Source organism: Haliea alexandrii, from assembly GCF_003719295.1.
Lineage (GTDB): Bacteria > Pseudomonadota > Gammaproteobacteria > Pseudomonadales > Halieaceae > Haliea > Haliea alexandrii.
This window is the reverse complement of record NZ_RFLW01000002.1, coordinates 93,833-115,868: the sequence shown is the minus strand read 5'-3', so window position 1 is coordinate 115,868 and position 22,036 is coordinate 93,833. Positions and strand designations below refer to the sequence as shown.

Below are 22,036 nucleotides of genomic sequence, written 5' to 3'. Positions count from 1 at the left end.
TCAGTCTCCGGAGCCGCGCACGTCCAGCGCATCGCGCAGGCCGTCGCCAAGAAAGTTCAATGCAAACAGGGTCAGGGTGAGCGCCGCACCCGGGAAAATCAGCAACCACGGATACTCCTCCATGGTTTCAGCACCGTAGGAAATCAACAGTCCCCAGGAGGTGGCCGGCGGCTGTACGCCGAGGCCGAGAAAGCTCAGGAACGCCTCCAGCAGCATAACGCTGGGAATGGTCAAGGTGGTGTAGACAATAATCGGCCCCAGTGCGTTGGGCACCAGATGACGGCGGACGATGGTTGCGGGTGACAAACCCAGCGACACCGCGGCCTCGACAAACTCCTGTTGGCGCAGGGACTGCACCTGGCCGCGCATGATGCGCGCCATGGTCAGCCACTCGACCGCACCGATGGCCAGGAACAGCAGCAGCAGATTGCGCCCGAACACCACCATCAACAACACGATGAAAATCATGAAGGGTAAGGCGTAGAGGATATCCACCAGCCGCATCATCACCGCGTCCACGCGGCCGCCCACATAACCGGCAATAGCGCCCCAGGTCACGCCGATCACCAGCGCCACCGCAGTGGCGACAAAACCGACCGCCAGGGAAATACGCCCGCCGTAGAGTATCTGGGTCAACAGGTCACGCCCGAAGATGTCCGTGCCTAACCAATGCGCGGCGGAAGGCGGTGAGGCACCGAGATCGAGGTTCTGGGCATCGTAGGCATAGGGCGCTATCCACGGCGTCAACAGAGCCAGCGCGATAAACACGGTGAGCACAGCGAGGCCGAACAGGGCCAGACGATTCTTGCGCAGTCGGCGCCAGGCGTCTTTCCACAGCGACGTGCCCTGCTCCACCTGTGCCGTATCAGTGAGGTTCGCAGACGTCATTCATGCCTCCCCATACTGAGCGCGCAAGCGCGGGTTCAACCACGCGGCGAGAATGTCGGACAGCAGGTTGAACAGCACAATCAGCGTCGACAGGAACACCGTCGTACCGAGGATCATGGTGTAATCGCGGTTGAAGGCGGCCTGTACGTAGAAGCGCCCCAGGCCCGGAATCTGAAAAATGGTCTCCACCACAAACGAGCCCGCCAGCAGCCCGGCGAAGGCGGGGCCGAGGAAAGCCACCACGGGAATCAGGCCGCCGCGCAGCGCGTGGCGCGTTACCACCTGCCATTCCGGCAAGCCCTTGGCGCGTGCGGTGCGAATATAGTCCTGCGACATCACTTCCAGCATGCCGGCCCGGCTCAAGCGCGCAATGTACGCCGCATAGGCGGCGCCGAGCGTCAGGCTGGGCAGTATCTTGTCGCCGGGAATATCGCCCCACCCCGCCACCGGCAGCCATTCCAGATGAATGCCGAACACCAGCACCAACAACGGGCCGAGCAGAAAGGTAGGCATGCAAATGCCGATCATCGCCACCGACATGGGAATATAGTCCTGTGCGCTGTTGGGCTTGAGCGACGCCACAACACCCGCCAGCCCGCCCAGCACAACCGCTACCAGCAGGGCATACGCGCCCAGCTCCGCCGTCGCCGGCAGGCCCGCGGCAATCAGTTCATTCACACTGCGACCGGGGTATTTAAACGAGGGGCCAAGCTCACCGCGGGCCAGGTCTTGCAGGTAGGCGAGATACTGTTGCCCGAGGGGAAGATCGAGCCGGTACTGGGCTTCGAGCGCCGCCTTGACCTCGGGAATCACGGCTTTTTCGCTGTCGAAGGGACCGCCGGGTGCCACCCTCACCAGGAAAAAGGTGACGGTGATGACCGCGAGAATAACCGGAATGGCCTGCAACAAACGCCCGGCAATGAAACGCCACATAGGCTACTCCAGCTCGAATTCAGTCAGTGGCACATCCTCAAGGTGAATGTATTTCACATTGACGAAGTCCATAAGGTTGGGCGGCAAGCCCTTCACGGATGGGTGCACCAGATGTTTGCTGGCATAGGTGTAAATGGGCAGGATGGGCATTTGCTCCATGAGGCGTGTTTCCGCTTCGTGAAACAGCGCGAAGCGCGCCTCCTGGGTTGCCGCACGCGGCGCACGCTGCAAGATCAATTCATCGTAAACCGGGTCCGAGAAGCCGGTGTTGTTGTTGCCGCCGTCGGTGATATAGAGGTCGAGGAAGTTGTTCGGATCAACGTAGTCGCCGATCCAGCCACGTCGCGCCACCTGGAAATTCATCTGGGAGACCGAGTCCAGATACACCTTCCATTCCTGGTTGGACAGAGTGACAGTGATATTCAATGCATCTTTCCACATTTGCTGCAGCGCCACCGCGATCTTGCGGTGGCTTTCACTGGTGTTGTAAATCAGCTCCAGCCCGGGCCAGCCGTCCCCCCCGGGGTACCCGGCCTCCGCGAGCAGGCGCCGCGCCTCCTCCGGGTCATGGGTGAACAGCTGTGGTGGCTGGTAACCCAGTGTGCCCGGTGGCGTGATGGCATAAGCCGGGTTATTGCTGCCATAGAGCACATTTCGCGTCAGCGCCTCGCGATCCACCGCCAGTGAGAGGGCCTTACGCACCCGCACATCATCCAGCGGCGGGCGCTCGGTATTCAGCAGGTAGAAATAGGTGCCCAGGTAAGGGGCTTCAACAAACGGCGTGTCGGCCATTTTGCGGTACGCGGGAATCTTGTTCAGCGGCACATCGGCGGTGTAGTGCAACTGGTGGACGCGGAACATGCGTTCTTCGCTGACAATGTTTTCCGTGGGGTAGAACACAATGCCGTTAAGGTACACGGCGTCGTTGTCCCAGTAGTGCGGGTTGCGCTCCACCACAATACGCCGGTTCAGCTCCCAGTTCTGCAACTGGAACGGGCCGTTGGTCACAATGTTGCCTACCCGGGTCCAGCGAGTGAACCGGTCTGTCGCCTTGCCAAACCGCTCGACCGTTTCGCGGTGCACGGCGTAGCTGGAATAGTGGTCCATGAGTTGCAGGAAATACGGCGTGGGCGCATTCAGCGTCACTTCAAGTGTCATGTCATCCAGCGCGCGCACACCGACCAATGCCGGGTCATCAATCTTGCCCGTGGCATAGGCTTCCGCGTTTTCCACCGGGTAAAGCATGTAGGCGTACAGGTTACCCATCGCCGGGTCCAAAGCGCGTCGCCAGGACCAGACGAAGTCGTGTGCGGTGACCGGGTCGCCATTGGACCAGCGCCCTTCCGGCTGCATATGGAACGTAATGACGCGGCGATCGTCGCTGAACTCCCAGCTCGCCGCCGCGCCGGGCTCCGGTTCCAGAGTCCAGGGGTTCTTGCGTGTGAGCCCTTCAAACAGGGCATCAATGATCTTGCTTTCCGGCACCCCGGTGACCACATGAGGGTCCAGCCCCTGGGGCTCGGAGCCATTGCCGAAATGGAGGATGCCATCACGGTTGCCCTGTGCAACATTGGACTCACCGGCGCTGCAGCCGCCAAGGAAGGCAGCCATGAGCACGAGACAAAGGACATGAACGAATCTATACATGAGCGCGAACATAGCCTTTTTGCCAGCGTAAAGCCATAACCGCAGACAGCAGCACGGCGGCGACGAACACTTCCAGCATCACGCCCCTCAGTAACCGGCTGCGCCCTGCACAATCCTGGCGTGGAAATCGGCGTCCAGCGGTTCATAGCGGGTCGCGCCCGGTTTCAGTACGCACAGCACATCGTTGACCTGCGCCGGGTCGTAGCCCTGCTTGCGCAAGTCGCCCTTGAGCAGTTTGAAAGTACCCGTGGTGTCCATTTCGCTCTGTATCCGCAGGAACAAGGGGCGGGCGAAGTGCGGAAGCTCCGCTTGTACGTGCGCCGAGAAACTGTCCAGATCGAGCGTCGACACGCCCTCCTCCAGGCGCAGCGACGCCATACCGGCGCGGCCATCCGTACCGGGCACCTCCACACCGTACACATTGCTGAGCGCAATCTGCGGGTGCAGGTTGAGTATCTCGCCCACCTCGTTGGTGGACACGTTTTCCCCTTTCCAGCGAAAGGTATCGCCGATGCGATCCACGAACTGATAGTGCGGCAGGCCAAACGCAAACCCCACATCAACCGTGCGCATCAGGTCACCCGTGTTGAACCAGGCATCGCCCGGTTGCAGCACATCGCGCAAAATCTTCTTTTCCGTCGCCTCAGCGCTGGTGTAGCCCTCGAATTTGGTATGCGGCGTGATTTTCCCCAACAGCAAGCCCGGCTCACCCGGCGCCACCGGCTGACAGCGCCCAGCGGCATCGCGCATAACTTCATCCCGGTCCACGTCGTATTTGATGAGTGCTGTGGGCAGCGCGGAGGAGCCTACCGTGCAGTCCTTGTTCAACAGGTTGAAAAAGCCGACATTGCCTTCGCTCGAACCGTAGAACTCCGCGACCCGTTCAATGCCGAAACGCTGTTTGAAGCTGTGCCAGATGTCCGGGCGCAAGCCATTGCCGACCACAGCGCGCAGTGGATTGTTCGCATCGTCAGCCTGCGCCGGCACATGCAACAGGTAGCGGCACAGCTCACCGATGTAGACGAAGGCCGTGGCGCGGTGCTCGCGCACTTCCGGCAGGAACTGGCTGGCGGAAAACCTGCGCCGGATGAACATGCTGGCGCCAGCAAGAAACGCAGCCCCCGCCCCGACCATAAGACCCGTGCCGTGGAACAGCGGCAAACACAAATACAGCCGGTCATCCTCAGTCAGCTGCAGGCCGCCTACCTGCACCACACTCGCGGTGAGCAGGTAACGCCGATTGGACAGCACCGCTGCTTTCGGCAGGCCGGTGGTGCCCGAGGTGAAAATGTAGAACGCGACATCTTCTATGGTGATGTCGGCCGTTTCGGGTGGATTGTCCGCAGTCGTCTGCGCCGCAGCGTCCGCCATGTTCAACGCCCAGTCCGGCGCCGCACGCTCGCCGGAATCGGGCACAAAAAGGTAGTCTCCATCGGCCAACGGCAGGGCACTGCGCACATCAGCGACCGCGTCGGTACACTCCTCGCCAAACAGGAACTTGCGGGCGCCGGTAATCTCGGCACAGTGCGTCAGCGGACGCCCTGTGAGGCTGGTGTTGATGAGGGATGCAATCACGCCCAGCTTATTGAGCGCTATCACCACCACCATGAAGTCGATGCGGTTTTCCATCAACACACTCACGGCATCGCCACGCTGCAAGCCCTGCGCGCGAAATACCGCCGCATAGCGGTTTGCTGCCGCGTTGAAGTGCTGCCAGTCCATCGTCTGCCCTTCGCAGACAAAGGCCGAGCGCCGCGGAATGCGTGCCGCATTTGCCGCTACACGAGCGCCCAGGCAATCGCGCGTATCGGCTGGGCGCGGTCGCAGCAATTTCTTCGCCTTGATCAGTTTGGGAAGTTCGGCGAGAGTACGAAAGACGTCTTTTTTTATCACTGCTTGGCTCCACGCTGTGTTGCAGGCAGTATGATACCTTGAACCGAAAAAATTGAAACCAAAACCGCCCCCGTCGGGCTTGCGAGCACCCAGCAATGACACCTTACGAGAAATTACACCAGCACTTTGCCCGCCTCAATGATTTGTACCATGTTGGCGCAGTCGCGCAATGGGACGAGGCCGCCATGATGCCAGTCGGGGGCGGCGCCGCACGCGGACAGGCGCTGGCAACTCTCGATGGGGTGACACACCAGATGCTCACCGACCCGCGAATTGCCGAGTGGTTGGCGGCTGCAACGGACGAAACGCTACCAACCTGGCAAGCGGCCAACCTGCGCGAAATGCAGCGCAGCTACCGCGACGCCACCTGCCTGCCGGAGAGCCTGGTAGAGCGGCGCACACTGGCAAACAGCCGCTGCGAACAGGCCTGGCGCGTGCACCGCGGTGAAAATAACTGGCAGGCCATAGCGCCGCTGCTGGAGGACGTGGTCGCGCTGGCACGGGAAGAGGCCGCCGCGCGCGCAGCGGTGAGCGGCATGTCACTCTATGACAGCCTGCTGGACAGCTACGAGCCGGGCATGACCTGCGCTCAACTGGACCCGCTATTCGCTGAATTGAAAGCGTTTCTACCCGGCCTGCTGGACGCCACCATCGAACAGCAGCAACAGCAGCCGGCGCAGCCGCCCGAAGGCCCCTTCACCATTGATGAGCAGCGAGCGCTGGGGCTGGCCATGATGCGCACGCTGGGCTTCGACTTCGAACACGGACGCCTTGATGTCAGCCACCATCCGTTCTGTGGCGGTGTTCCGAGCGATGTGCGCATCACCACCCGCTACAACACCGAGGGTTTTACCCAGGCCTTGATGGGCGTGATTCACGAAACCGGGCACGCACTGTACGAACAGGGCCTACCCGCCGAGTGGCAGTCACAACCGGTCGGGCAGGCACTCAGCACGGCCGTACACGAAAGCCAATCCCTGCTGATGGAAATGCAGGCCTGTCGCAGCCCGGAATTTCTGCACTACCTGACACCTCACCTGCAGCGCAGTTTTGCGGCAGCACAGCCCCGCGCCGCCGCGTGGCAGGAGGACAACCTCTACCGCCTCTTCACGCACGTGAAGCGCGGTTACATCCGCGTGGACGCCGATGAAGTGAGCTACCCCCTGCACGTCATCCTGCGTTACGAAATCGAACGCCAGCTGATCGAAGGCGAACTGGAGGTGTCCGGAATACCGGAGGCCTGGGATGCGCGCATGCAGTCCTACCTGGGGCTATCCACAGCGGGCAACTACCGCGATGGCTGCCTGCAGGATGTGCACTGGCCCGCAGGGCTGTTCGGCTACTTCCCCACGTATACCCTGGGTGCCATGAGCGCAGCGCAGCTGTTCGCCGCGGCGAGGCAGGCATTGCCCGACATGCCCGCGCAGCTGGCGGAGGGCAATTTCTGTGCGCTACTGGGCTGGCTGCGTGAGCACGTGCACAGCCAGGGGAAGTTTCTCGACTACAATGCGCTGATGCAGCGCGCGACCGGTGAAACGCTGCAGTCATCCTACTTTCGCGCACATCTGGAGGCGCGCTACCTCGGCGAGAATTGAAGGCGACCATGGATCGATTGAGCACCCAGGACGCGGGCTTTCTACGCATCGAAACACCCCGCTGCCCCTTCCACGTTGCGGCCCTGATGCTGCTGAGCCCGCCGGAGGGGGCCCCCCGCAATTTCCTGCGCCAGCTCGCCCGGGACTGTGGCCGGCTGAATGAAATCCTGCCCGCGTTCAACCGCCAGCTATCGCGGCCAGAGGACCCCTCCGCTTCAGCGTGGGTAGAGGCCACTCATTACCGGCCGGAAAACCACGTACTGCACTACGCGCTGCCCCAGCCGGGCCGCATGCAGGACCTGCTGCAATTGGTCACTCGCGTCCACGAACGGCCGCTGGACCGCAATCGGCCTCTGTGGGAACTGCACATCATCGAGGGGCTGCCCGGCGGGCGGTTTGCGCTGTACTGTAAAACGCACCATGCCCTGGTCGACGGTATCGGCGCCATGCGCATGATCCAGAGCCTGTTCAGTACCGACCCCGAAGCCCGTATCGATTTTCGTCACGTGCGCCGCGACAGACGCCATCAGCACAGCCATCACAGCCTGTTCGAGCAACTGGGCCGGGTCGCGAGCAGCACCTGGCAACAGTACCGCGCCCTGCCGCAGCTCTCCCGACTATTGGTGCATATGGGCAAGGATGTGCTTGCGGGCAATACCGAGGCCATGCGCCTGCCCTTCACCGCGCCACGCAGCGTATTCAACACCGAGCTGGAAGCGCGCCGCAGCCTCACCATCTGCGACCTCCCCCTGCGGACCGTGCGGCGCATGGCGCACCAGAGCGGCGGTACCATCAACGACGTGTTGCTGGCCATCTGCGGTGGCGCGCTGCAGCGCTATCTGGCCGCACAAAATGCACTGCCAAAGAGTTCGTTGATTGTCGGCATGCCTGTCTCGCTCAAAGCCAAAGGAGAAGGCGACGGTAACCGGTTGAGCTATATCCTGAGCCCATTCTTCACCAATGAAGCCGATGACTACAAACGGCTGCAGCGGGTTATCCGCACCACGCGCGCCGCCAAACGGGAAATGGCGGCTATCTCGGTGACCGCCGCCGAGGATTTCTATGCACTGCTCATGCTGCCTGCGGTGTTGCTCACGGTGACCGGGAACGCCGAGCGCGTAAGGCCGGCCATCAACGCCATTTTCTCCAATGTGCCGGGCGCCAAAACCCCTCTGTATTTGAACGGCGCGCACCTGGACGCGCTGTATCCGCTGTCGATCATCACCCACGGCATGGGCCTGAACATCACCGTGGTCAGCCATGCGGGCAAGCTGTGTGTTGGCATCGCGAGCTGCCCGGAACGCCAGGCGGATATCGAGGCGCTGCCCAAGCACATGCTCGCCAGCTACCATGTGCTGCGGCGACAGATGGCTGGGCAGTAAGCACGAGTGAGAAAACACTTGCTGCCGCCCGCGCCCCTTTTGCTATAATCGCGCCGCCGTGCCGGTGTAGCTCAGTTGGTAGAGCAGCGCATTCGTAATGCGAAGGTCGTAGGTTCGACTCCTATCTCCGGCACCACACTACAAATGGGTCTGTACCGGAGACATCCTTTACAGATTATACCGGGCACATGGTTTACAGTTCCGGTACAAAGGGATTGGTGGCGGGTTCAACCCGCCCCACATCTTCATCAAAGAATCCTAGATCATAATCCAAGAAGCTGACAAGCCAGATCTTGTCTTCAACTTCCCGTATGCCCACTGTTTGCCCGGCAAATACCGTGCTCAGGTTGATTTTCCGTTTGCCGATACAGATTCTGCCGCACTGGGTGACGTGGACCGAGCGATCGTGATAAGGGTATTCAGGCTCCTCAGGAGGCCGGTAAGCCCTCGCTGAAGGTGTATACAGGTCGCCGGGGTATTGCCCGTTTAACGACTGGTGCGGGCGCTCGTTGTTGTAAACCTGTACGAACTTGTCGAATCGGTCCTGTTGCTGCAGGAAGTTGAACGAGGCCGGCTTGGTGGCTTCCTTCTTCAGTGTCAGGTGCATGCGTTCGTGCCTTCCGTTCTGCTGGGGATTGCCGGGTTTGATCCGCTCGATATTGATTCCCAGCCTTAGCCACCAGATCGATAGTCGACTCAGGCCAAACAGCGCATTTGGGGAAGCGAAAGGCAGACCATTATCTGAGCGTATGGCATCGGGTAGCCCGAACTCCTTGAAAACTCGCTCAAATACGGTAAACGCGAAGGTGGACTTCGTGGATTCGAGCCCTTCACACGCCAGCAGGTAGCGAGACTGGTAATCAGTGATGGTGAGCGGGTAACAATATTGATGGCTACCCAGCATGAACTCGCCCTTGTAATCGACACACCACAGTCCATTAGGCCTGCATGAATTGGTCAGCGGCGTTCCTTGAGCCTTGTGGCGACGCCGCTTACGCCGTTTGACCAGGCCGTGGCGATCCAGTACGGCATGAACGGTGCTCTTGGCTGGCGGCTGGATCATAGGGTATTCCCGGATCAATTTATCGCGGATCTTTGGGGCGCCCCAGGTGGGATATTCGCGCTTGAGCTGCAAGATTGTGCGCTCTATCTGGAAAGGCAGTTGATTGGCGTGGCGGTAAGGCCGACGGCTACGATCCTGCAATCCATCAAGCCCACAATCCTTGTATCGACTGAAGATTTTGTAACCTGTGGGTCTGGAGATACCGAACTCGCGGCACAGAGATGACATCTTCTCGCCATCCAGGAGCCTCGCTACAAACTTAAGGCGTTCATCCATTGGCTTACACTCTTTCCAGGGCATTTGGAGTCCTCCCCCAAATACCTCGATTGTGTAACCTATCCGCCCGGAATAAAGTGGAACCTATGCGCCGATATGTTCATCAATGACTTAAAAATTACACCCCAGCATTACGCCCCCACAAACAAATTTCATCAGCCCGCGCGGCATTGAGTCGCAAAACAACTGGTTTTGCCGGTTGACAGGGGTGGGCCCTATCAACCCCCAGCTCCCTCCAATGGAATATCCAGAGTGTTAAGGAATCGGTTAAGCGAGGTAAACAGCTCCATAACCGCTAGCGCCTCGATAATTTCAAGATCACTCGCACCCGTCCTGCGTGCGACGTCCAGGGTATCTACCGACGCCCCGTGGGGGTCGCCGTTCGCCTGCCGTGCCAGCACCAGCAAAGCGCGCTCTTTCGGTGTGAAACTGCCTGCCAGCGGATCTGCCAGCAGGCGCCCGATCTCTTCTTGGCCCATCCCGAGAGCCGCCAAGTTTCTCGAGTGATGTTCGACACAGTAAGTACAGGCGTTGTCATGTGATATTACGAGGGCGATGGCCTCCTTCAGAGTTTGTGGCAATGTGCCCTGTAGCATCACACTTTTGACGCGCGCCCAGGTGGCAAGAAGCACTGCCGGGTGTCTCGCGTAAGCGCGGAACATGTTGGATACAGATCCCGTGGCCGTGCGGATCTCGTCGAAAATCGCCTCCACCTCGTCGCTGCCGCCATCCTCCTCGCGACCTCCCGAGCCCTGTACCAGGCGCAGGCGCGGGCGAGCCGGGCTGGTGGACGCGCCGCCGGGACCCATGTCCGCCGACACAGTGTCCTCCAAGCGCTTGTTGACATGGTCCAGCACGGTCTCGACCTCCTCAGGACTTGCCGGCCGGTGCATGAATGGTATGGCGCGAATCAATCCCGCCAGCTGCCGCACGAAACGGCGGCAATCGTCACACATCAGCAAATGCACTCGCACGGCCATCCGCTCACGCCAGGACAATTCACCATCAAGGTAATGGCTGGCTTTTTGGCTTATTTCACGACAGTTCAGCACTCTCCGGTCTCCTCATAATGATCGACCAGTTTGAACAACTCGGCACGTGCCCGGTGCAACAGGACCCTCGCATTGGATGCCGATATTTCCAGCGTGTTACAAATGTCGTCAAACGGCAGCTCATTGCTGTCGCGCATCTCGAGGACTGCGCGCTGATTGCTCGACATCCGCTGCAGCAGCCGCTCAAGGCAGTCCATCAGATCGACGCTCATCAACAGACCCTCCGGCGAGTCCATTGACCAGGTTACCGGCGGCACTTTCCAGTGCCCATCCTCAAGAAAGCGGTCATTGAGCGGATCAGAAGCGCCGGAATCGCCTGCCTGGTCCTCCAGGAAAACCTCGCGCTTGCGCGACCGCAGCTGCATCCGGGCTTCGTTGATAACTATCCGACTCAGCCAGGTGCGGATGGCGGAGCGGCCCTCGAAGCCGTCTATCGCGCGATAAGCCTTCAGCCAGGCGTTCTGGACCACCTCTTCCGCCTCGCTGGCGCCGACAATCGGCGCCGCAAGGCCGATCAGAGCCCGGTGGTGGTCGCGCACCAGGGAGGCAAAATACTCGTCGCCAGCGGCCTTGCTGGCGCCACCATCCATGCTCTTTGCCACCAGCTTATCTCCCTGCAAACCCACCGGCCACGGCGTAATGGACATCGCCAGCATCTTCCGGTTTCGTAATCCGGCAATGTAACATCTGCACACTTGATGCATCTATAACCCACAACCTGGGGCTGTGCACAATAACGGAGGGCATCGGAACCCGGGCCCAGTCAGACTGCCTCGCGACACTCGGTTGCGATACTATTCAGGGCTACTGGCTGGAAAAACCCATGCCTGAAGCCCCATTCAAAAAAATTTTGTCCAGCCGACGCGCGGCCATAGTCAGGAAAAAGATCTCATGGTGAAAAGCACGGGCACCTCCTTCAGAGATCTGCTCGTTATGGCCAGCGCTCGGGGGACATCGCTGCGCGCCCTCAAATTGGCTCTGGTAGTGGGTTCGCTGCTGACCGTCATCAATCAGGGCGACATCCTGCTCCAGGGGCAAGCCCCGGACTGGCTCAAGCTGGTGCTGACCTACCTGGTACCGTACGGCGTCTCCACCTGGACCAGTATCGCCAAGGATCTGGAAAGCAACACCCGCCGGGATACCTGAACTCGAGCGCCTCAGGGCCCGCAGATACAATCGGAGTAGCACATGCAAACCATTTCACTGCTCGGCCCGGTTCTGGCCCAGATTCTGCTCACCATTGCTGTGTATATTCTGCTGGGCAGGCGCAAAAGCGCCGCGGTCAAAGCCGGCCAGGTAAACCGCGAGCTGGCGGCACTGGACAACAGCGCCTGGCCACAATCGGTGGTCAAAGTCTCCAATAACCTCGCCAACCAGTTCGAGGCGCCGGTATTGTTCTACACGCTTTGCTTGGTACTGATGGCACTGGAGCAGGGGAACGGAATGGCAGTGCCGCTTGCCTGGCTGTTCGTGCTGAGCCGCTGCGCCCATGCCTGGGTGCATATAGGTTCCAACCACGTCCCGTACCGATTCAGGCTGTTCGCATTCGGCCTGCTGCTGTTGCTGGCGATGACATTACTCGCCCTCTGGCAATGGGTCCAAATGACTGTGAATTAATGGTCGTAGACGCGGATTTGACTTGTTCGGTTCAGCCACCGGCCTACCCAGTAATCCACACTGACAAACCGCCCTGCTCCGGTAAAAAACAGTGACAGCAGCATGATGAAGTAGGTCGCGCCAAACTCGATACCATTGTTCAACACTACCAGGCTACCCTTGTCAGTCAGCCAGCTGTAGTTGCCATGTTCGCGCAGCAGGCTGCGGGCCGCGGACAGGCGCTCTCCGACTTCCTCACTGTTCGTCAGGCTCTCCCTGGCACCGGCAAAGCCCACCGCCGCCAACGGCGCTGCCATGCTGGTGGACGGGTCGGAGGGCGCGATCGCAAACCAGCCGTGCTGCCAGTGGACCGTAAATATGGCCACCAGCATGGTGATCATCAGGGGTATGGCAATAAGCCGGGTGGCCAGGCCAAACAGCAACAAAAATCCACCAAGGATTTCTGTCGAGGTGGCAAGAAACGCCATCAGCCAGGGAAGTGGCAGGCCCAGGCCCCAATCCGGGTTGCCGAACCAGGATACTGTGCTTTCGAAGTCCATCATCTTGGTCAGTCCCGCGGCGATAAAAACCGGGGCAAGAAACAGGCGGAGCAGCAGTGGCGCAAGAAAATCAATGTTACGGGAACGGTCCAGAACATCTCGGGATCGCGTCAGCAAAAGCGTCGCATTCATGCGGATTCCTATGTCAGTTCACAGTGGAGCCTGCAGCAAGGACCATCCGCCCGCCACGGCCGGCGAATGGTCTTTCCTCAGGTCAGCAGCAATCGTTGAACTGCAGCTTTCAGCCTAGCCGGCACCGCCGCACTTGCCTTCACCACACTTGCCTTCAGCATCGGCCTTGCTGTCCCCGGCACCACCGCACTTGCCTTCGCCACATTTACCCTCGGCATCAGCCTTCTCCTCTCCGGCACCGCCGCACTTGCCTTCACCACACTTGCCCTCGGCATCAGACTTCTCTTCGCCACCACACTTGCCCTCGCCGCACTTGCCCTCGGCGTCCTTGCTGGCCAGCTGATAGCCTGATTCCAGATCTACCGCACTGAAGGGGTTGTCGGCAACCGCCGCGAGCGGCATGGCGAGGGAGCTGGCGAGAAATGATGCGCTAAATACAGAGGTTACGTACTTTGATGTCTTGTTGCTCATGGACTTTCTCCGGGTTGGTTGTGACCTACACACTATTGATTCGCCAACCCGGGGTTTGTTACACGGCCTGTGCATCAGAATTCACAATTTTCGAGAGAGTCAGAGTGAGCTTGCGGAGCTACAGGTTGGGCCATTTATCGCGGCAGTGAACAATAGACCTTCAGCATTGGGCCGGCGGATTTTCGGTCATCCACTGGTCGAGTGCCATCCTCCCCAGCCCCGCATCAATCTCTACCGCCAGTTGCCGGATCCTGCCCTCCAGAGCGTCAAAACAGTCGCTGAAAGCGCGACGCTTGTCTGCATCGCTGCCGGCAACTGCGGCGGGGTCTGGCAGGCCCCAGTGGACCCGCGATGGCGCACCGGGAAAATCCGGGCAGGCTTCGCGCGCCGCGTTGTCGCAGACCGTTACCACAATATCCAGGGGCGTGCTGTCCGCGTGGGCGAATTCGTCCCAGCGTTTACTGCGCACGGCCAACGGTGTCACTGGCAGCCGGGCAATCTGTTCCAGAGCGAAGGGATTGACGACGCCTGTAGGCCAGCTGCCCGCGCTGCGGGCCACAATGCGGCCGCCACCGTGGTAGTTAAGCAGCACCTCGCCCATGATGCTGCGGGCAGAGTTGCCGGTACAGAGCACCAGGATTCGCAGCGGCTGCTGACTGGAGATGGCGTCGGCTTCGTCCCTGCCAGCTAACAGCACGGCGCCGGTTCCTCATTGGTCGCACCACCCTCGCCGAAAGGCAAGGCAACGCCGCAGCCCGCAAAAATGCCGTAGTGGCGACTGAAATCGCCAATGAAATCGAAGTGCGGTGCGAAACGGGTGTCCTGCAGCATGCGCCAGGTATTGCCGCAAACTGGGAACACGCGCCCGGTTTCGATCAAGTGGTGGCTGTCGAGGGCGAAGCCGTGAGGACAGTTAGGCACAGTACCCCGATAGACCACCGCCTGGCCGTAGTCCTCGCAGTCGTTCTCCAGCTCATCGAGATTGAACAGCCGGTAAGTGGCTGAGAAGAAACGGATGTTGCTGAGCTTTGCCTTCAGCGTCAGGTCGGTGACGTCCAGCGGCCGGTCTTCCACCAGCCGCGGGTCGGCGAAGCCCTGACGTTTTGCCAACTGCAAAAAGTCGTTCCAGTACAGAGCGCCACCCAGACACTCTCCGTAGAGCACCGGGTCCCGGCGCGCTGCCTCCGGCACCCGCCGGTCTGCATAGACGTCGGAGAAGTAGAATTCGCCGCCGGGCTTGAGCAGGCGCTGCACCCCTGCCACCACCGCATCCTTGTCCGGCGAGAGGTTGATGACGCAGTTGGAGACAATCACATCGAAGCTGGCGGGTTCCAGCCCCAGTTGATCCAGCTGTTCAATGTAGCCCTCCAGGAAGCGGATATTGGCATAGCCGAACCGCTTCGCGTGCCAGTCCTGGTGAACGCGGGCCACAGCGAGCTGCTCCGCGGTCATATCAACGCCGACCACCTCGCCCCGTGCGCCCACCAGCTGCGCCAGGGCATAAACGTCGCGGCCGCTGCCACAGCCCAGGTCCAGTACGCGGCAACCTTCGAGCTGGTCCGGGCAGACCAGGCCGCAGCCGTAGTAGCGGCTCAGGACTTCCGGGTGGATATTGGCCAGCAGCGGCTTCAGCCAGCCGGGCATCTGCGCCAGGTCACAGCAGGCGCTGGTCTTGAGGTCGGCGGAGCTCTGCAGCTGCCGGCCATAGTAATCCTGTACACTGCTGTGCGTGTCAGCAACATCGTCACCAATACGGGTGGCATTATTCACGGGTCATTCTCCTTGAACGGCTCTCTCCCAGTGGGCACATGGTCATCCACCAGCTGCGGGCGACACCGAGTTCATCCGGTCATCGACAGTCCAGCGAGTATCCAGATCCCGCAACATGTACAGCGCAATACAGGCCGCCAGCATCGGCCAGGCGGCAAAAAACAGCAGGTTATTGAAGGCATCAAGATACTGCTGCCAGGATGACAGTGTGGAAATACCGTGCAGCACAAGAATAAGCCCGTAGCTATAGCGCTTCATGAAGCCGGCCACAAAGGCCAGAACCACAAGCAGCTGCAGAAAGCCGATAACCTTGAACGCCGCACCTGGAAACCCGCTGAGGCCGTAGAAGTTCTCGAATACCGCGCCCGCATGCTGCGGATTGATGAACTTGTCCAAGGTCCACATGATCATCACGATGAATACCCCAAGGCGCAGCAGCAGCAGGGCATTGGCAATGCGTTGTCGGTCCACGATCGTACCTCCTGGAATATCTGTGGCGTCACTGCTCAAACGACATTGATTCCGCAAGGCGGTGTTTGTTACGCAGTCTGCGTTGTTTTTTCAGAGAAACCTTGTCAGTTTGATCAGGGGCGACGGAATGTAACAAAAATCCGTGAATGGCAATAAATCCTTGGTTTATATGCCCATGTGCTCGGCCAGTTTTTAGCCGGCATAGAATGGCAGGCCGGTCATCACCAGCTTCACAAGATTGAAGAACGGCACTTTCTTGGGACGCAGCCCCAGCAGGTGATCGTAAATGCCGAGCCGGTCATCAGAACTTGACAATACTAGTACGCGAACACACCTGTTCCATAGCCGCAAACGAGTGCGCTATATTGAAGTTCCTCGAAAGGAAGAATCTGACATGGTGCGTACTTTTATCAAGGCCGTGATCGCACTCGCGATATTCCAGTTTGCACCTGCCAGCCTGTCGGAAAACAGCGCGCGCTCGCAGTTCGCAGACAGCCACATATTCAAGGAATTTGAATTCGACGACGGCTCAACACTCGACCTGCGCCAGCACTACTACACGCTGGGCACCCCGCGCCGTGGCGACGATGGCCGCGTGGAAAACGCGGTATTGATCATGCACGGCACCACCGGCAGCGGCGACGGGTTCCTCAGCGAGCACTTCGCCGGGGTGTTGTTTGGCGAGGGCCAACTACTGGATGCCAGCCGCTACTACATCATCCTGCCCGATGCCATCGGCCACGGCCTGTCCAGTAAACCCAGCGATGGGCTCAGGGCGCGCTTCCCCAAGTACACCTACGATGACATGGTGCGGGCGCAATACCGGCTGCTGACTGAGCACCTGGACGTGGATCACCTGCGTCTGGTCACCGGCACCTCGATGGGCGGCATGATGAGCTGGGTGTGGGGCTACACCTACCCGCAGTTCATGGACGCCCTGCTGCCCCTGGCCAGCCTGCCGGTAGAGATTGCCGGGCGTAACCGCATGACGCGCAAGATGATCATCGACGCCGTCACCGACGATCCGGCGTGGAAAGGTGGTGATTACGAGGAACAGCCCCCTGGCCTGAAGGAAGCGATGTACGGTCTGCTGTTTATGGTGTCGAGCCCGCTGCAATACCAGCTACAGGCGCCCACCCGGGAATCCGCAGAGACAATGATGGACACACTGGTGGAACGCTACCGCTCGCGTATTGATGCGAACGACCTCATCTACGCGTTCGATGCCTCGCGCTTCTACAACCCTGCACCGCATCTGGAGAAGATACAGGCGCCGTTACTGGCCATCAATTCCGCAGACGACCAGGTGAACCCACCGGAACTCGGCATTCTGGAGCGCGAAACCGCGCGCATCCCCGGTGCCCGCGCCGTGGTATTGCCGATCACCGATATGACGCGCGGCCACAGTACACACTCACGGCCCTCCATCTGGGGCCCCTATCTGGCACAGCTCCTGGCGGCCACGGCGCCGGAGGCACCACTCGAAGAAGCCCCTCCAGCAGTCTTGCTGGACACAACCAACAGTGCCTGGGGCGTTACAGCACCGGCGGAATTCCAGGCCCGTTTTGTTACCACTGAAGGCGCCTTTACGGTACGGGTGCGGCGCGAGTGGGCACCCAGGGGCGCAGACCGCTTCTACCAGTTGGTGAGGAACGGCTTCTACAACGGCGTACACATCAACCGGGTTATGCCGGGTTATATCGCCCAGTTCGGGCTCAACCCCTACCCCGCTGTGACAGCAGCGTGGAAGGCGGTCACGTTGACCGACGACCCTGCAAAAGCCAGTAACACGATCGGCCGCGTTGCGTTCGCCATGACCGGGCCGGATACGCGCTCAACCCAGGTGTACATCAACCTCGGCGACAACGCGCGGCTGGATGAAGAGGGCTTTGCGCCCTTTGGCGAGGTGGTTGCCGGCATGGACGTGGTGGAGCGATTGTACCCGCTATACGGCAACAACGCCGGTGGCGGCATGCGCCACGGCCGTCAGGGGCCACTGGAACAGGGCGGCGCCCACTACGTGTTCACGCATTACCCGCTGCTGGACTACATCGTGAACGCGAACGTGGTCGGCGAATGAGCCAGCGCCCCCGCACACACTGGCCGCTACGCGTCGGGCGCAACGCAGTCGCGCAGGGTGCGCTCACCGAGTTGGGCGCTCACGGCCTCGTCGATACCCGTCAGCAGCTCATCCACCGCGGCGGTTGAGACCACACGCTGTTCCATCAGCGCCTGTTCCTCATTGGGGCTGCGGATTGCGCGCAGTAACTGGGTAATCGTGACCGTTGCCGGGTCGCGCGCCACCAGGTATTCGGGCGGCTCGCTACTGGTCTCCACCAGCAAATCGCGGCTCGCCAGCAATTCCACCGCCTCGCCCACGCGATCGGGCGGCGCCTGGAGGGCGTCGGAAAGCGCATCCACCGTCATGGGAGGCGCCTTGCTCACAAACGCCCGGGCAATCTGGAAAATCACCAGCAGGGTCAATTGCTCACGGAAGCGACCACTCAGGGCCACACGCTGGTCGGAGAGACGAATGCGCTCGGGGTACTGGTGGTAAAACGCCACCTGCGCGCCGATCAACAGGATCAGCCAGCTCACATACAGCCAGATCATGAACATGATGAGAATGGCGAAACCGGAATAGATAGCCGCGTACTTGGTGGAACCCGCCGCAAACTCGGCAAACACCAGGCCGGACCCCTGCCACAGGCTGCCCCCGACCACCGCCCCGACAAATGCCGACCCGAAACTGACCCGGGTGTTGGGCACGAACACATAGGCGAAGGTAAACGCCAGAATCACCAGTAACAGGGGGATAAGACGGGACAGCAGTACCAGCAGACTGCCGAAGGGCTCGATGTTCAGCACCGCCTGCACGATCCCGCTGTTCATCATGGACGCGGTGAGGCCCATGGCGGAAAACACCAGCACCGGGCCGACCATGATCACGCTGAGATAATCACTGAAGCGGCGGGAAAGGGGGCGGGAGGACTTCGCACGCCAAACATAGTTGAAAGACACTTCCACTTTCTGGATGAGCGAAACCACGGTGTACAGCAGCAGAGCCAAACCCACAGAGCCCAGCACCCCTACTTTCATGTTTTCGACAAAATCCAGCAGGTTGAGCACGATTTCGTGCCCCTGGTCGCCCAGCGGTGCTACCAGGTTATAGAGCAACGGTTCGATCTGATTGTGTACACCAAAGGCCTTGAGTACGGAAAAACTCACGGCCAGCAGCGGTACCATCGACAACAGGGTGGTATATACCAGGCTCATGGCGCGCAGGGTCAGCTGGCCCTGGGAGATCTCCCGCACCAGCACAAACAGGAAGCGAATGGACTTGTAGGCCCAACGCTGCACACTGGAAAGCTGCTCGAGGTCGACCCGCCACAGTTCATTGAGCAGAAAGCCCCTGATGCTGCCGTATATCCCTGTCGGCCCTTGCATGGTGTCTCCTTATACCCGCGCGTTGTGCTTGCCATAATAGCGCAGATTGAAATGGCGGGGGGCATGGGCCGACCGCAGGATTTCGGCTATCCTGTCGCCCGGCCGCACATAGCCGCTCACTCTCAAGGAGACAGCACATGATTGGATATATCACCATCGGCGTAAACGACATGGCCAAAGCCAAGGCTTTCTATGGCGACCTGTTGGCCGACCTGGGCGCCAAGATCACCATCGATATGGATCGCATTGCGTTTTTCGGTACCGGGACGGATCAACCCATGCTGGCCGTTTGTGTTCCCTTCAATGGTGACGCCCCAAACCCCGGCAATGGCAACATGTTTGCGATCAATGGCGGCACCAAGGAGAACGTCGACAATCTCTATCAAAAGGCCATAGCGCTCGGGGCCAGCTGCGACGGTGAGCCCGGGCAGCGCATACCCGACATGTTCTACGGCGCCTATGTACGCGACCCCGATGGCAACAAGATCGCGTTTTACGTATTCGGCTGACCTGCCAGGGCCGGAGTTGCATACCCCAAACAAGGTATGCAACTCCGACCCACTCGGCCGTACTCTTTGCGCCCGCAAAACCGCACAAGAAAAGAGGTATTCTTCATGTACGCACGCAAGCCCATCACACTGCTGGTAACAGCCTGCCTGGCCACTGGCAGTGCCAGCCTCATGGCACAGGGCCTCGAGGAAGTGGTCGTTACCGCGCAGAAGCGCGAACAGACCCTGCAGGACGCCCCCATTTCGATCGCCGCCTTCAATGCTGACCAGCTCGAGCAGAAGGGCGTGAACACCATCGACGACCTGGGCACCTCGGTACCCAACGTCAAGATCACCCGCTCGCCATCCAACACCTCGGCCGCCACCATCGCCATTCGCGGTTCTGCCACCATCAACCCGGCCATCACCTGGGAGCCCACCGTCGGCATCTACCTCGATGGCGTATTCATCGGCAAGAACGTGGGCGGCATTTTTGATATCGCCGAACTCGAGCGCGTCGAGATGCTGCGCGGGCCGCAGGGCACACTGTACGGCAAGAACACCGTAGGAGGAGCCGTCAACCTGATAACCACCAAGCCCAGCGGCGAGTTGAGCGGCAAACTGCGCGCCGGTGTCGGCAATTATTCACTGGGCACGGTCTATGGCAGCCTGGACCTGCCAGCGTTCGACCTCGGTGGCGCCGGCCAAGTCATGGCCAAAGTGACCGGTTCATACCGCGAGCGTGATGGCCTGTACGACAACGTCGCCGACCCCTTCGGCAACCCACTCGCAAACCCGATGCTGATCAATGAACTCAACAACATCGACAACACCGTGGGGCGCTACGATATCCTCTGGGAAGCGAGCGACCGCCTTGAACTGCGCTACACATGGGACTACAGCGATCTGGACCTGGCTCCCTCCAAAAACCAGCTGACCTACCTCGACCCCAACGATCCGGCGGGCGTGAACGCGTTGCTGGCGCCGTATGTCACCGGCGAAAATGAAAACCGCGACAGCGTAAGCCTCGACCAGGCCAAGTTCGAGCGTTCAAAGTCGATCTCGCGGTCTTTGTTTGCCGACTATGATGCGGGCAGCTGGGGCGCACTCGGTGACGTCACGTTGCGCTACATCGGCAACGATCGTTCACTGGACTGGGACGACGATATCGATATCGACGGTTCACCCGTGAACCTGTTCACCTCGGCACGCTTCATCGACTACGATCAGGCGTCCCACGAGGTACAGATGATCGGCACCACCGACCGCACCAATTACGTGTTTGGCCTGTACTATTTTGAGGAAGAAGCCGCGGTGTACAACCCGATCAGCTTCTTCGGCGCCTTTGGCTCACCCACCTCACAGAACCGCTATGGCTTCGACAACGACTCGATTGCGGTATTCGGCCAGGTTGAGTGGCGACCCGCGGCAGACATCTTCCAGGACCGCCTGACCCTGACCTTTGGCGCGCGCTGGACGGAAGAAACCAAGGACACTTACATCGATCACCCCAATGATGTCGATGCCCAGGGCAACCCTGCGCCCTTCTCTGGCCGCGCCAAGAAGAGTTTCGATAACGTGTCGCCCACGTTCGTTGCCGCCTGGGACGCCAGCGATAATGTAAACATCTACGGCAAGATCGCCAACGGCTGGAAAGCCGGTGGCTTTAACGGCGAAGCGCCCTTCGAGGCGGCTTTCACCACGCCGTACGATGCAGAAGAGATCCTCTCCTACGAGGTAGGTATCAAGTCGCGCTGGAACGACAACCGCCTGCAGGTCAACGGCGCGTATTTCTATAACGAGTCGACCGACATGCAGATGTCGATTTTTGTTGCCGGCAGCAGCGCCGCCTCCATTGTGCAAAACGCAGGTGAAGCGACTATTCAGGGCTTTGAAGTGGAGCTGGTCGCCCTGCCGATTCCCGAGCTGGAGCTCGCAGCCAGCTATGGCTACCTCGATACAACCTACAACGAGTTCATTGAGAACGGCGTCGATGTGAAGGACCAGAAGGATTTCCCTTATGCTCCGCGCAACAGCGCCAGCCTGTCGGCGGAGTACACCGTCGCCACAGGCAGCTGGGGCGACCTGACAGCACGCCTCGACTACGAGTTCGTGGATCGCCACGTGCCCTACATCGAGCCCAGCCAGAACGCCACCTCTGAGGTTCGCCCCTACGGCTTGCTGAATGGTCGTGTCACTCTGGCCAACGTGCCGGTGGGCGACGGCCAGGCGCTGAAGTTCGCCCTCTGGGGCAAGAACCTGGCGGACAAGGAATACCGCATCAACACCATCCCGTTCGGGCTCTGGACTGCCAGCTACTTTGGTGACCCGCGCACCTACGGTATCGAAGCCACCTACGAGTTCTAGAACTC

General features: G+C 60.1%; 21 protein-coding genes and 1 tRNA gene. 8 read left to right on the top strand and 14 right to left on the bottom strand.

Features of this window, described 5'->3' with window-relative positions:
* From EGJ68_RS08750 to EGJ68_RS08735, 4 genes are all read right to left on the bottom strand, one after another.
* Positions 1 to 888, bottom strand: coding sequence for an ABC transporter permease (locus EGJ68_RS08750; protein WP_123034200.1), 888 nt, complete (start codon positions 886 to 888; stop codon positions 1 to 3).
* Positions 889 to 1,821 (bottom strand): ABC transporter permease, encoded by a 933-nt coding sequence (locus EGJ68_RS08745; protein ID WP_123034199.1) that lies wholly within the window; start codon positions 1,819 to 1,821, stop codon positions 889 to 891. It abuts the gene before it with no gap.
* A gap of 3 nt (positions 1,822 to 1,824) precedes the next feature.
* Positions 1,825 to 3,468, bottom strand: a complete 1,644-nt coding sequence (locus tag EGJ68_RS08740) for a peptide ABC transporter substrate-binding protein (protein ID WP_123034823.1) — start codon at positions 3,466 to 3,468, stop codon at positions 1,825 to 1,827.
* Between the two features lie 87 nt (positions 3,469 to 3,555).
* Entirely contained in the window at positions 3,556 to 5,361 is a 1,806-nt protein-coding gene (locus EGJ68_RS08735) for a long-chain-acyl-CoA synthetase (RefSeq protein ID WP_158283585.1), read from the bottom strand.
* A gap of 95 nt (positions 5,362 to 5,456) precedes the next feature.
* Here EGJ68_RS08735 and EGJ68_RS08730 point away from each other — a divergent pair, with 95 nt between their 5' ends.
* The 3 genes from EGJ68_RS08730 (at position 5,457) to EGJ68_RS08720 (ending at position 8,474) form a co-directional block, all read left to right on the top strand.
* The gene (locus EGJ68_RS08730) at positions 5,457 to 6,956 is read left to right on the top strand and encodes a carboxypeptidase M32 (RefSeq protein WP_123034197.1); all 1,500 of its coding nucleotides are present in this window, start codon (positions 5,457 to 5,459) and stop codon (positions 6,954 to 6,956) included.
* Between the two features lie 8 nt (positions 6,957 to 6,964).
* Entirely contained in the window at positions 6,965 to 8,338 is a 1,374-nt protein-coding gene (locus EGJ68_RS08725; RefSeq protein ID WP_123034196.1) for a wax ester/triacylglycerol synthase family O-acyltransferase, read from the top strand.
* A gap of 60 nt (positions 8,339 to 8,398) precedes the next feature.
* Positions 8,399 to 8,474 (top strand) — tRNA-Thr (locus EGJ68_RS08720).
* A 57-nt stretch (positions 8,475 to 8,531) separates the two neighbouring features.
* Here EGJ68_RS08720 and EGJ68_RS08715 read toward each other — a convergent pair.
* From EGJ68_RS08715 to EGJ68_RS08705, 3 genes are all read right to left on the bottom strand, one after another.
* Positions 8,532 to 9,677 (bottom strand): IS481 family transposase, encoded by a 1,146-nt coding sequence (locus tag EGJ68_RS08715; protein ID WP_233248744.1) that lies wholly within the window; start codon positions 9,675 to 9,677, stop codon positions 8,532 to 8,534.
* A gap of 218 nt (positions 9,678 to 9,895) precedes the next feature.
* Positions 9,896 to 10,729: a peroxidase-related enzyme gene (locus EGJ68_RS08710; protein WP_123034194.1), complete on the bottom strand. Its 834-nt coding sequence runs from the start codon at positions 10,727 to 10,729 to the stop codon at positions 9,896 to 9,898.
* Positions 10,723 to 11,376, bottom strand: a complete 654-nt coding sequence (locus EGJ68_RS08705) for an RNA polymerase sigma factor (protein WP_199227990.1) — start codon at positions 11,374 to 11,376, stop codon at positions 10,723 to 10,725. Before EGJ68_RS08705 ends, EGJ68_RS08710 begins: the two co-directional genes overlap by 7 nt.
* A gap of 244 nt (positions 11,377 to 11,620) precedes the next feature.
* Between EGJ68_RS08705 and nrtS the strand changes: the two genes are divergently transcribed.
* Together nrtS and EGJ68_RS08690 are read left to right on the top strand one after the other, a co-directional pair.
* Entirely contained in the window at positions 11,621 to 11,875 is a 255-nt protein-coding gene (gene nrtS, locus EGJ68_RS08695; protein ID WP_199227989.1) for a nitrate/nitrite transporter NrtS, read from the top strand.
* 42 nt (positions 11,876 to 11,917) lie between these two features.
* Entirely contained in the window at positions 11,918 to 12,346 is a 429-nt protein-coding gene (locus EGJ68_RS08690) for an MAPEG family protein (RefSeq protein WP_123034193.1), read from the top strand.
* On the opposite strand, the gene EGJ68_RS08685 is transcribed toward EGJ68_RS08690, so the two are convergent.
* From EGJ68_RS08685 to EGJ68_RS18400, 6 genes are all read right to left on the bottom strand, one after another.
* Complete coding sequence (locus EGJ68_RS08685) at positions 12,343 to 13,017, bottom strand: HvfX family Cu-binding RiPP maturation protein (protein WP_123034192.1); 675 nt, start codon at positions 13,015 to 13,017, stop codon at positions 12,343 to 12,345. The two genes, EGJ68_RS08690 and EGJ68_RS08685, sit on opposite strands and share 4 nt — an antisense overlap.
* 114 nt (positions 13,018 to 13,131) lie before the next feature.
* The gene (locus EGJ68_RS08680) at positions 13,132 to 13,488 is read right to left on the bottom strand and encodes an HvfA family oxazolone/thioamide-modified RiPP metallophore (protein WP_123034191.1); all 357 of its coding nucleotides are present in this window, start codon (positions 13,486 to 13,488) and stop codon (positions 13,132 to 13,134) included.
* Positions 13,489 to 13,648: 160 nt separating this feature from the next.
* The gene (locus tag EGJ68_RS08675) at positions 13,649 to 14,185 is read right to left on the bottom strand and encodes an arsenate reductase ArsC (RefSeq protein ID WP_233248743.1); all 537 of its coding nucleotides are present in this window, start codon (positions 14,183 to 14,185) and stop codon (positions 13,649 to 13,651) included.
* The gene (locus EGJ68_RS08670; protein ID WP_233248742.1) at positions 14,176 to 15,258 is read right to left on the bottom strand and encodes a methyltransferase domain-containing protein; all 1,083 of its coding nucleotides are present in this window, start codon (positions 15,256 to 15,258) and stop codon (positions 14,176 to 14,178) included. Before EGJ68_RS08670 ends, EGJ68_RS08675 begins: the two co-directional genes overlap by 10 nt.
* Positions 15,259 to 15,300: 42 nt before the next feature.
* Positions 15,301 to 15,729, bottom strand: coding sequence for a hypothetical protein (locus tag EGJ68_RS08665; RefSeq protein ID WP_233248741.1), 429 nt, complete (start codon positions 15,727 to 15,729; stop codon positions 15,301 to 15,303).
* Positions 15,730 to 15,921: 192 nt separating this feature from the next.
* Complete coding sequence (locus tag EGJ68_RS18400) at positions 15,922 to 16,044, bottom strand: hypothetical protein (RefSeq protein WP_269845661.1); 123 nt, start codon at positions 16,042 to 16,044, stop codon at positions 15,922 to 15,924.
* A gap of 79 nt (positions 16,045 to 16,123) precedes the next feature.
* Between EGJ68_RS18400 and EGJ68_RS08660 the strand changes: the two genes are divergently transcribed.
* Positions 16,124 to 17,809, top strand: coding sequence for an alpha/beta fold hydrolase (locus EGJ68_RS08660; protein WP_123034190.1), 1,686 nt, complete (start codon positions 16,124 to 16,126; stop codon positions 17,807 to 17,809).
* Positions 17,810 to 17,835: 26 nt separating this feature from the next.
* Here EGJ68_RS08660 and EGJ68_RS08655 read toward each other — a convergent pair whose 3' ends face one another.
* Positions 17,836 to 19,176, bottom strand: a complete 1,341-nt coding sequence (locus tag EGJ68_RS08655; RefSeq protein WP_123034189.1) for a YihY/virulence factor BrkB family protein — start codon at positions 19,174 to 19,176, stop codon at positions 17,836 to 17,838.
* A 137-nt stretch (positions 19,177 to 19,313) separates the two neighbouring features.
* On the opposite strand from EGJ68_RS08655, the gene EGJ68_RS08650 reads away from it, so the two are divergent.
* Positions 19,314 to 19,685, top strand: coding sequence for a VOC family protein (locus tag EGJ68_RS08650; RefSeq protein WP_123034188.1), 372 nt, complete (start codon positions 19,314 to 19,316; stop codon positions 19,683 to 19,685).
* A 105-nt stretch (positions 19,686 to 19,790) separates the two neighbouring features.
* Complete coding sequence (locus EGJ68_RS08645) at positions 19,791 to 22,031, top strand: TonB-dependent receptor (protein WP_158283584.1); 2,241 nt, start codon at positions 19,791 to 19,793, stop codon at positions 22,029 to 22,031.
* Positions 22,032 to 22,036 lie beyond the last annotated feature (5 nt).

Bases quoted from the DNA above. Each gene is read 5' to 3' on its own strand.
- EGJ68_RS08750 (WP_123034200.1), bottom strand. From the start codon at position 888: ATGACGTCTGCGAACCTCACTGATACGGCACAGGTGGAGCAGGGCACG.
- EGJ68_RS08745 (WP_123034199.1), bottom strand. From the start codon at position 1,821: ATGTGGCGTTTCATTGCCGGGCGTTTGTTGCAGGCCATTCCGGTTATT.
- EGJ68_RS08740 (WP_123034823.1), bottom strand. From the start codon at position 3,468: ATGTATAGATTCGTTCATGTCCTTTGTCTCGTGCTCATGGCTGCCTTC.
- EGJ68_RS08730 (WP_123034197.1), top strand. From the start codon at position 5,457: ATGACACCTTACGAGAAATTACACCAGCACTTTGCCCGCCTCAATGAT.
- EGJ68_RS08725 (WP_123034196.1), top strand. From the start codon at position 6,965: ATGGATCGATTGAGCACCCAGGACGCGGGCTTTCTACGCATCGAAACA.
- EGJ68_RS08715 (WP_233248744.1), bottom strand. From the start codon at position 9,677: ATGGATGAACGCCTTAAGTTTGTAGCGAGGCTCCTGGATGGCGAGAAG.
- EGJ68_RS08705 (WP_199227990.1), bottom strand. From the start codon at position 11,376: ATGTCCATTACGCCGTGGCCGGTGGGTTTGCAGGGAGATAAGCTGGTG.
- nrtS (WP_199227989.1), top strand. From the start codon at position 11,621: ATGGTGAAAAGCACGGGCACCTCCTTCAGAGATCTGCTCGTTATGGCC.
- EGJ68_RS08690 (WP_123034193.1), top strand. From the start codon at position 11,918: ATGCAAACCATTTCACTGCTCGGCCCGGTTCTGGCCCAGATTCTGCTC.
- EGJ68_RS08685 (WP_123034192.1), bottom strand. From the start codon at position 13,017: ATGAATGCGACGCTTTTGCTGACGCGATCCCGAGATGTTCTGGACCGT.
- EGJ68_RS08680 (WP_123034191.1), bottom strand. From the start codon at position 13,488: ATGAGCAACAAGACATCAAAGTACGTAACCTCTGTATTTAGCGCATCA.
- EGJ68_RS08660 (WP_123034190.1), top strand. From the start codon at position 16,124: ATGGTGCGTACTTTTATCAAGGCCGTGATCGCACTCGCGATATTCCAG.
- EGJ68_RS08655 (WP_123034189.1), bottom strand. From the start codon at position 19,176: ATGCAAGGGCCGACAGGGATATACGGCAGCATCAGGGGCTTTCTGCTC.
- EGJ68_RS08650 (WP_123034188.1), top strand. From the start codon at position 19,314: ATGATTGGATATATCACCATCGGCGTAAACGACATGGCCAAAGCCAAG.
- EGJ68_RS08645 (WP_158283584.1), top strand. From the start codon at position 19,791: ATGTACGCACGCAAGCCCATCACACTGCTGGTAACAGCCTGCCTGGCC.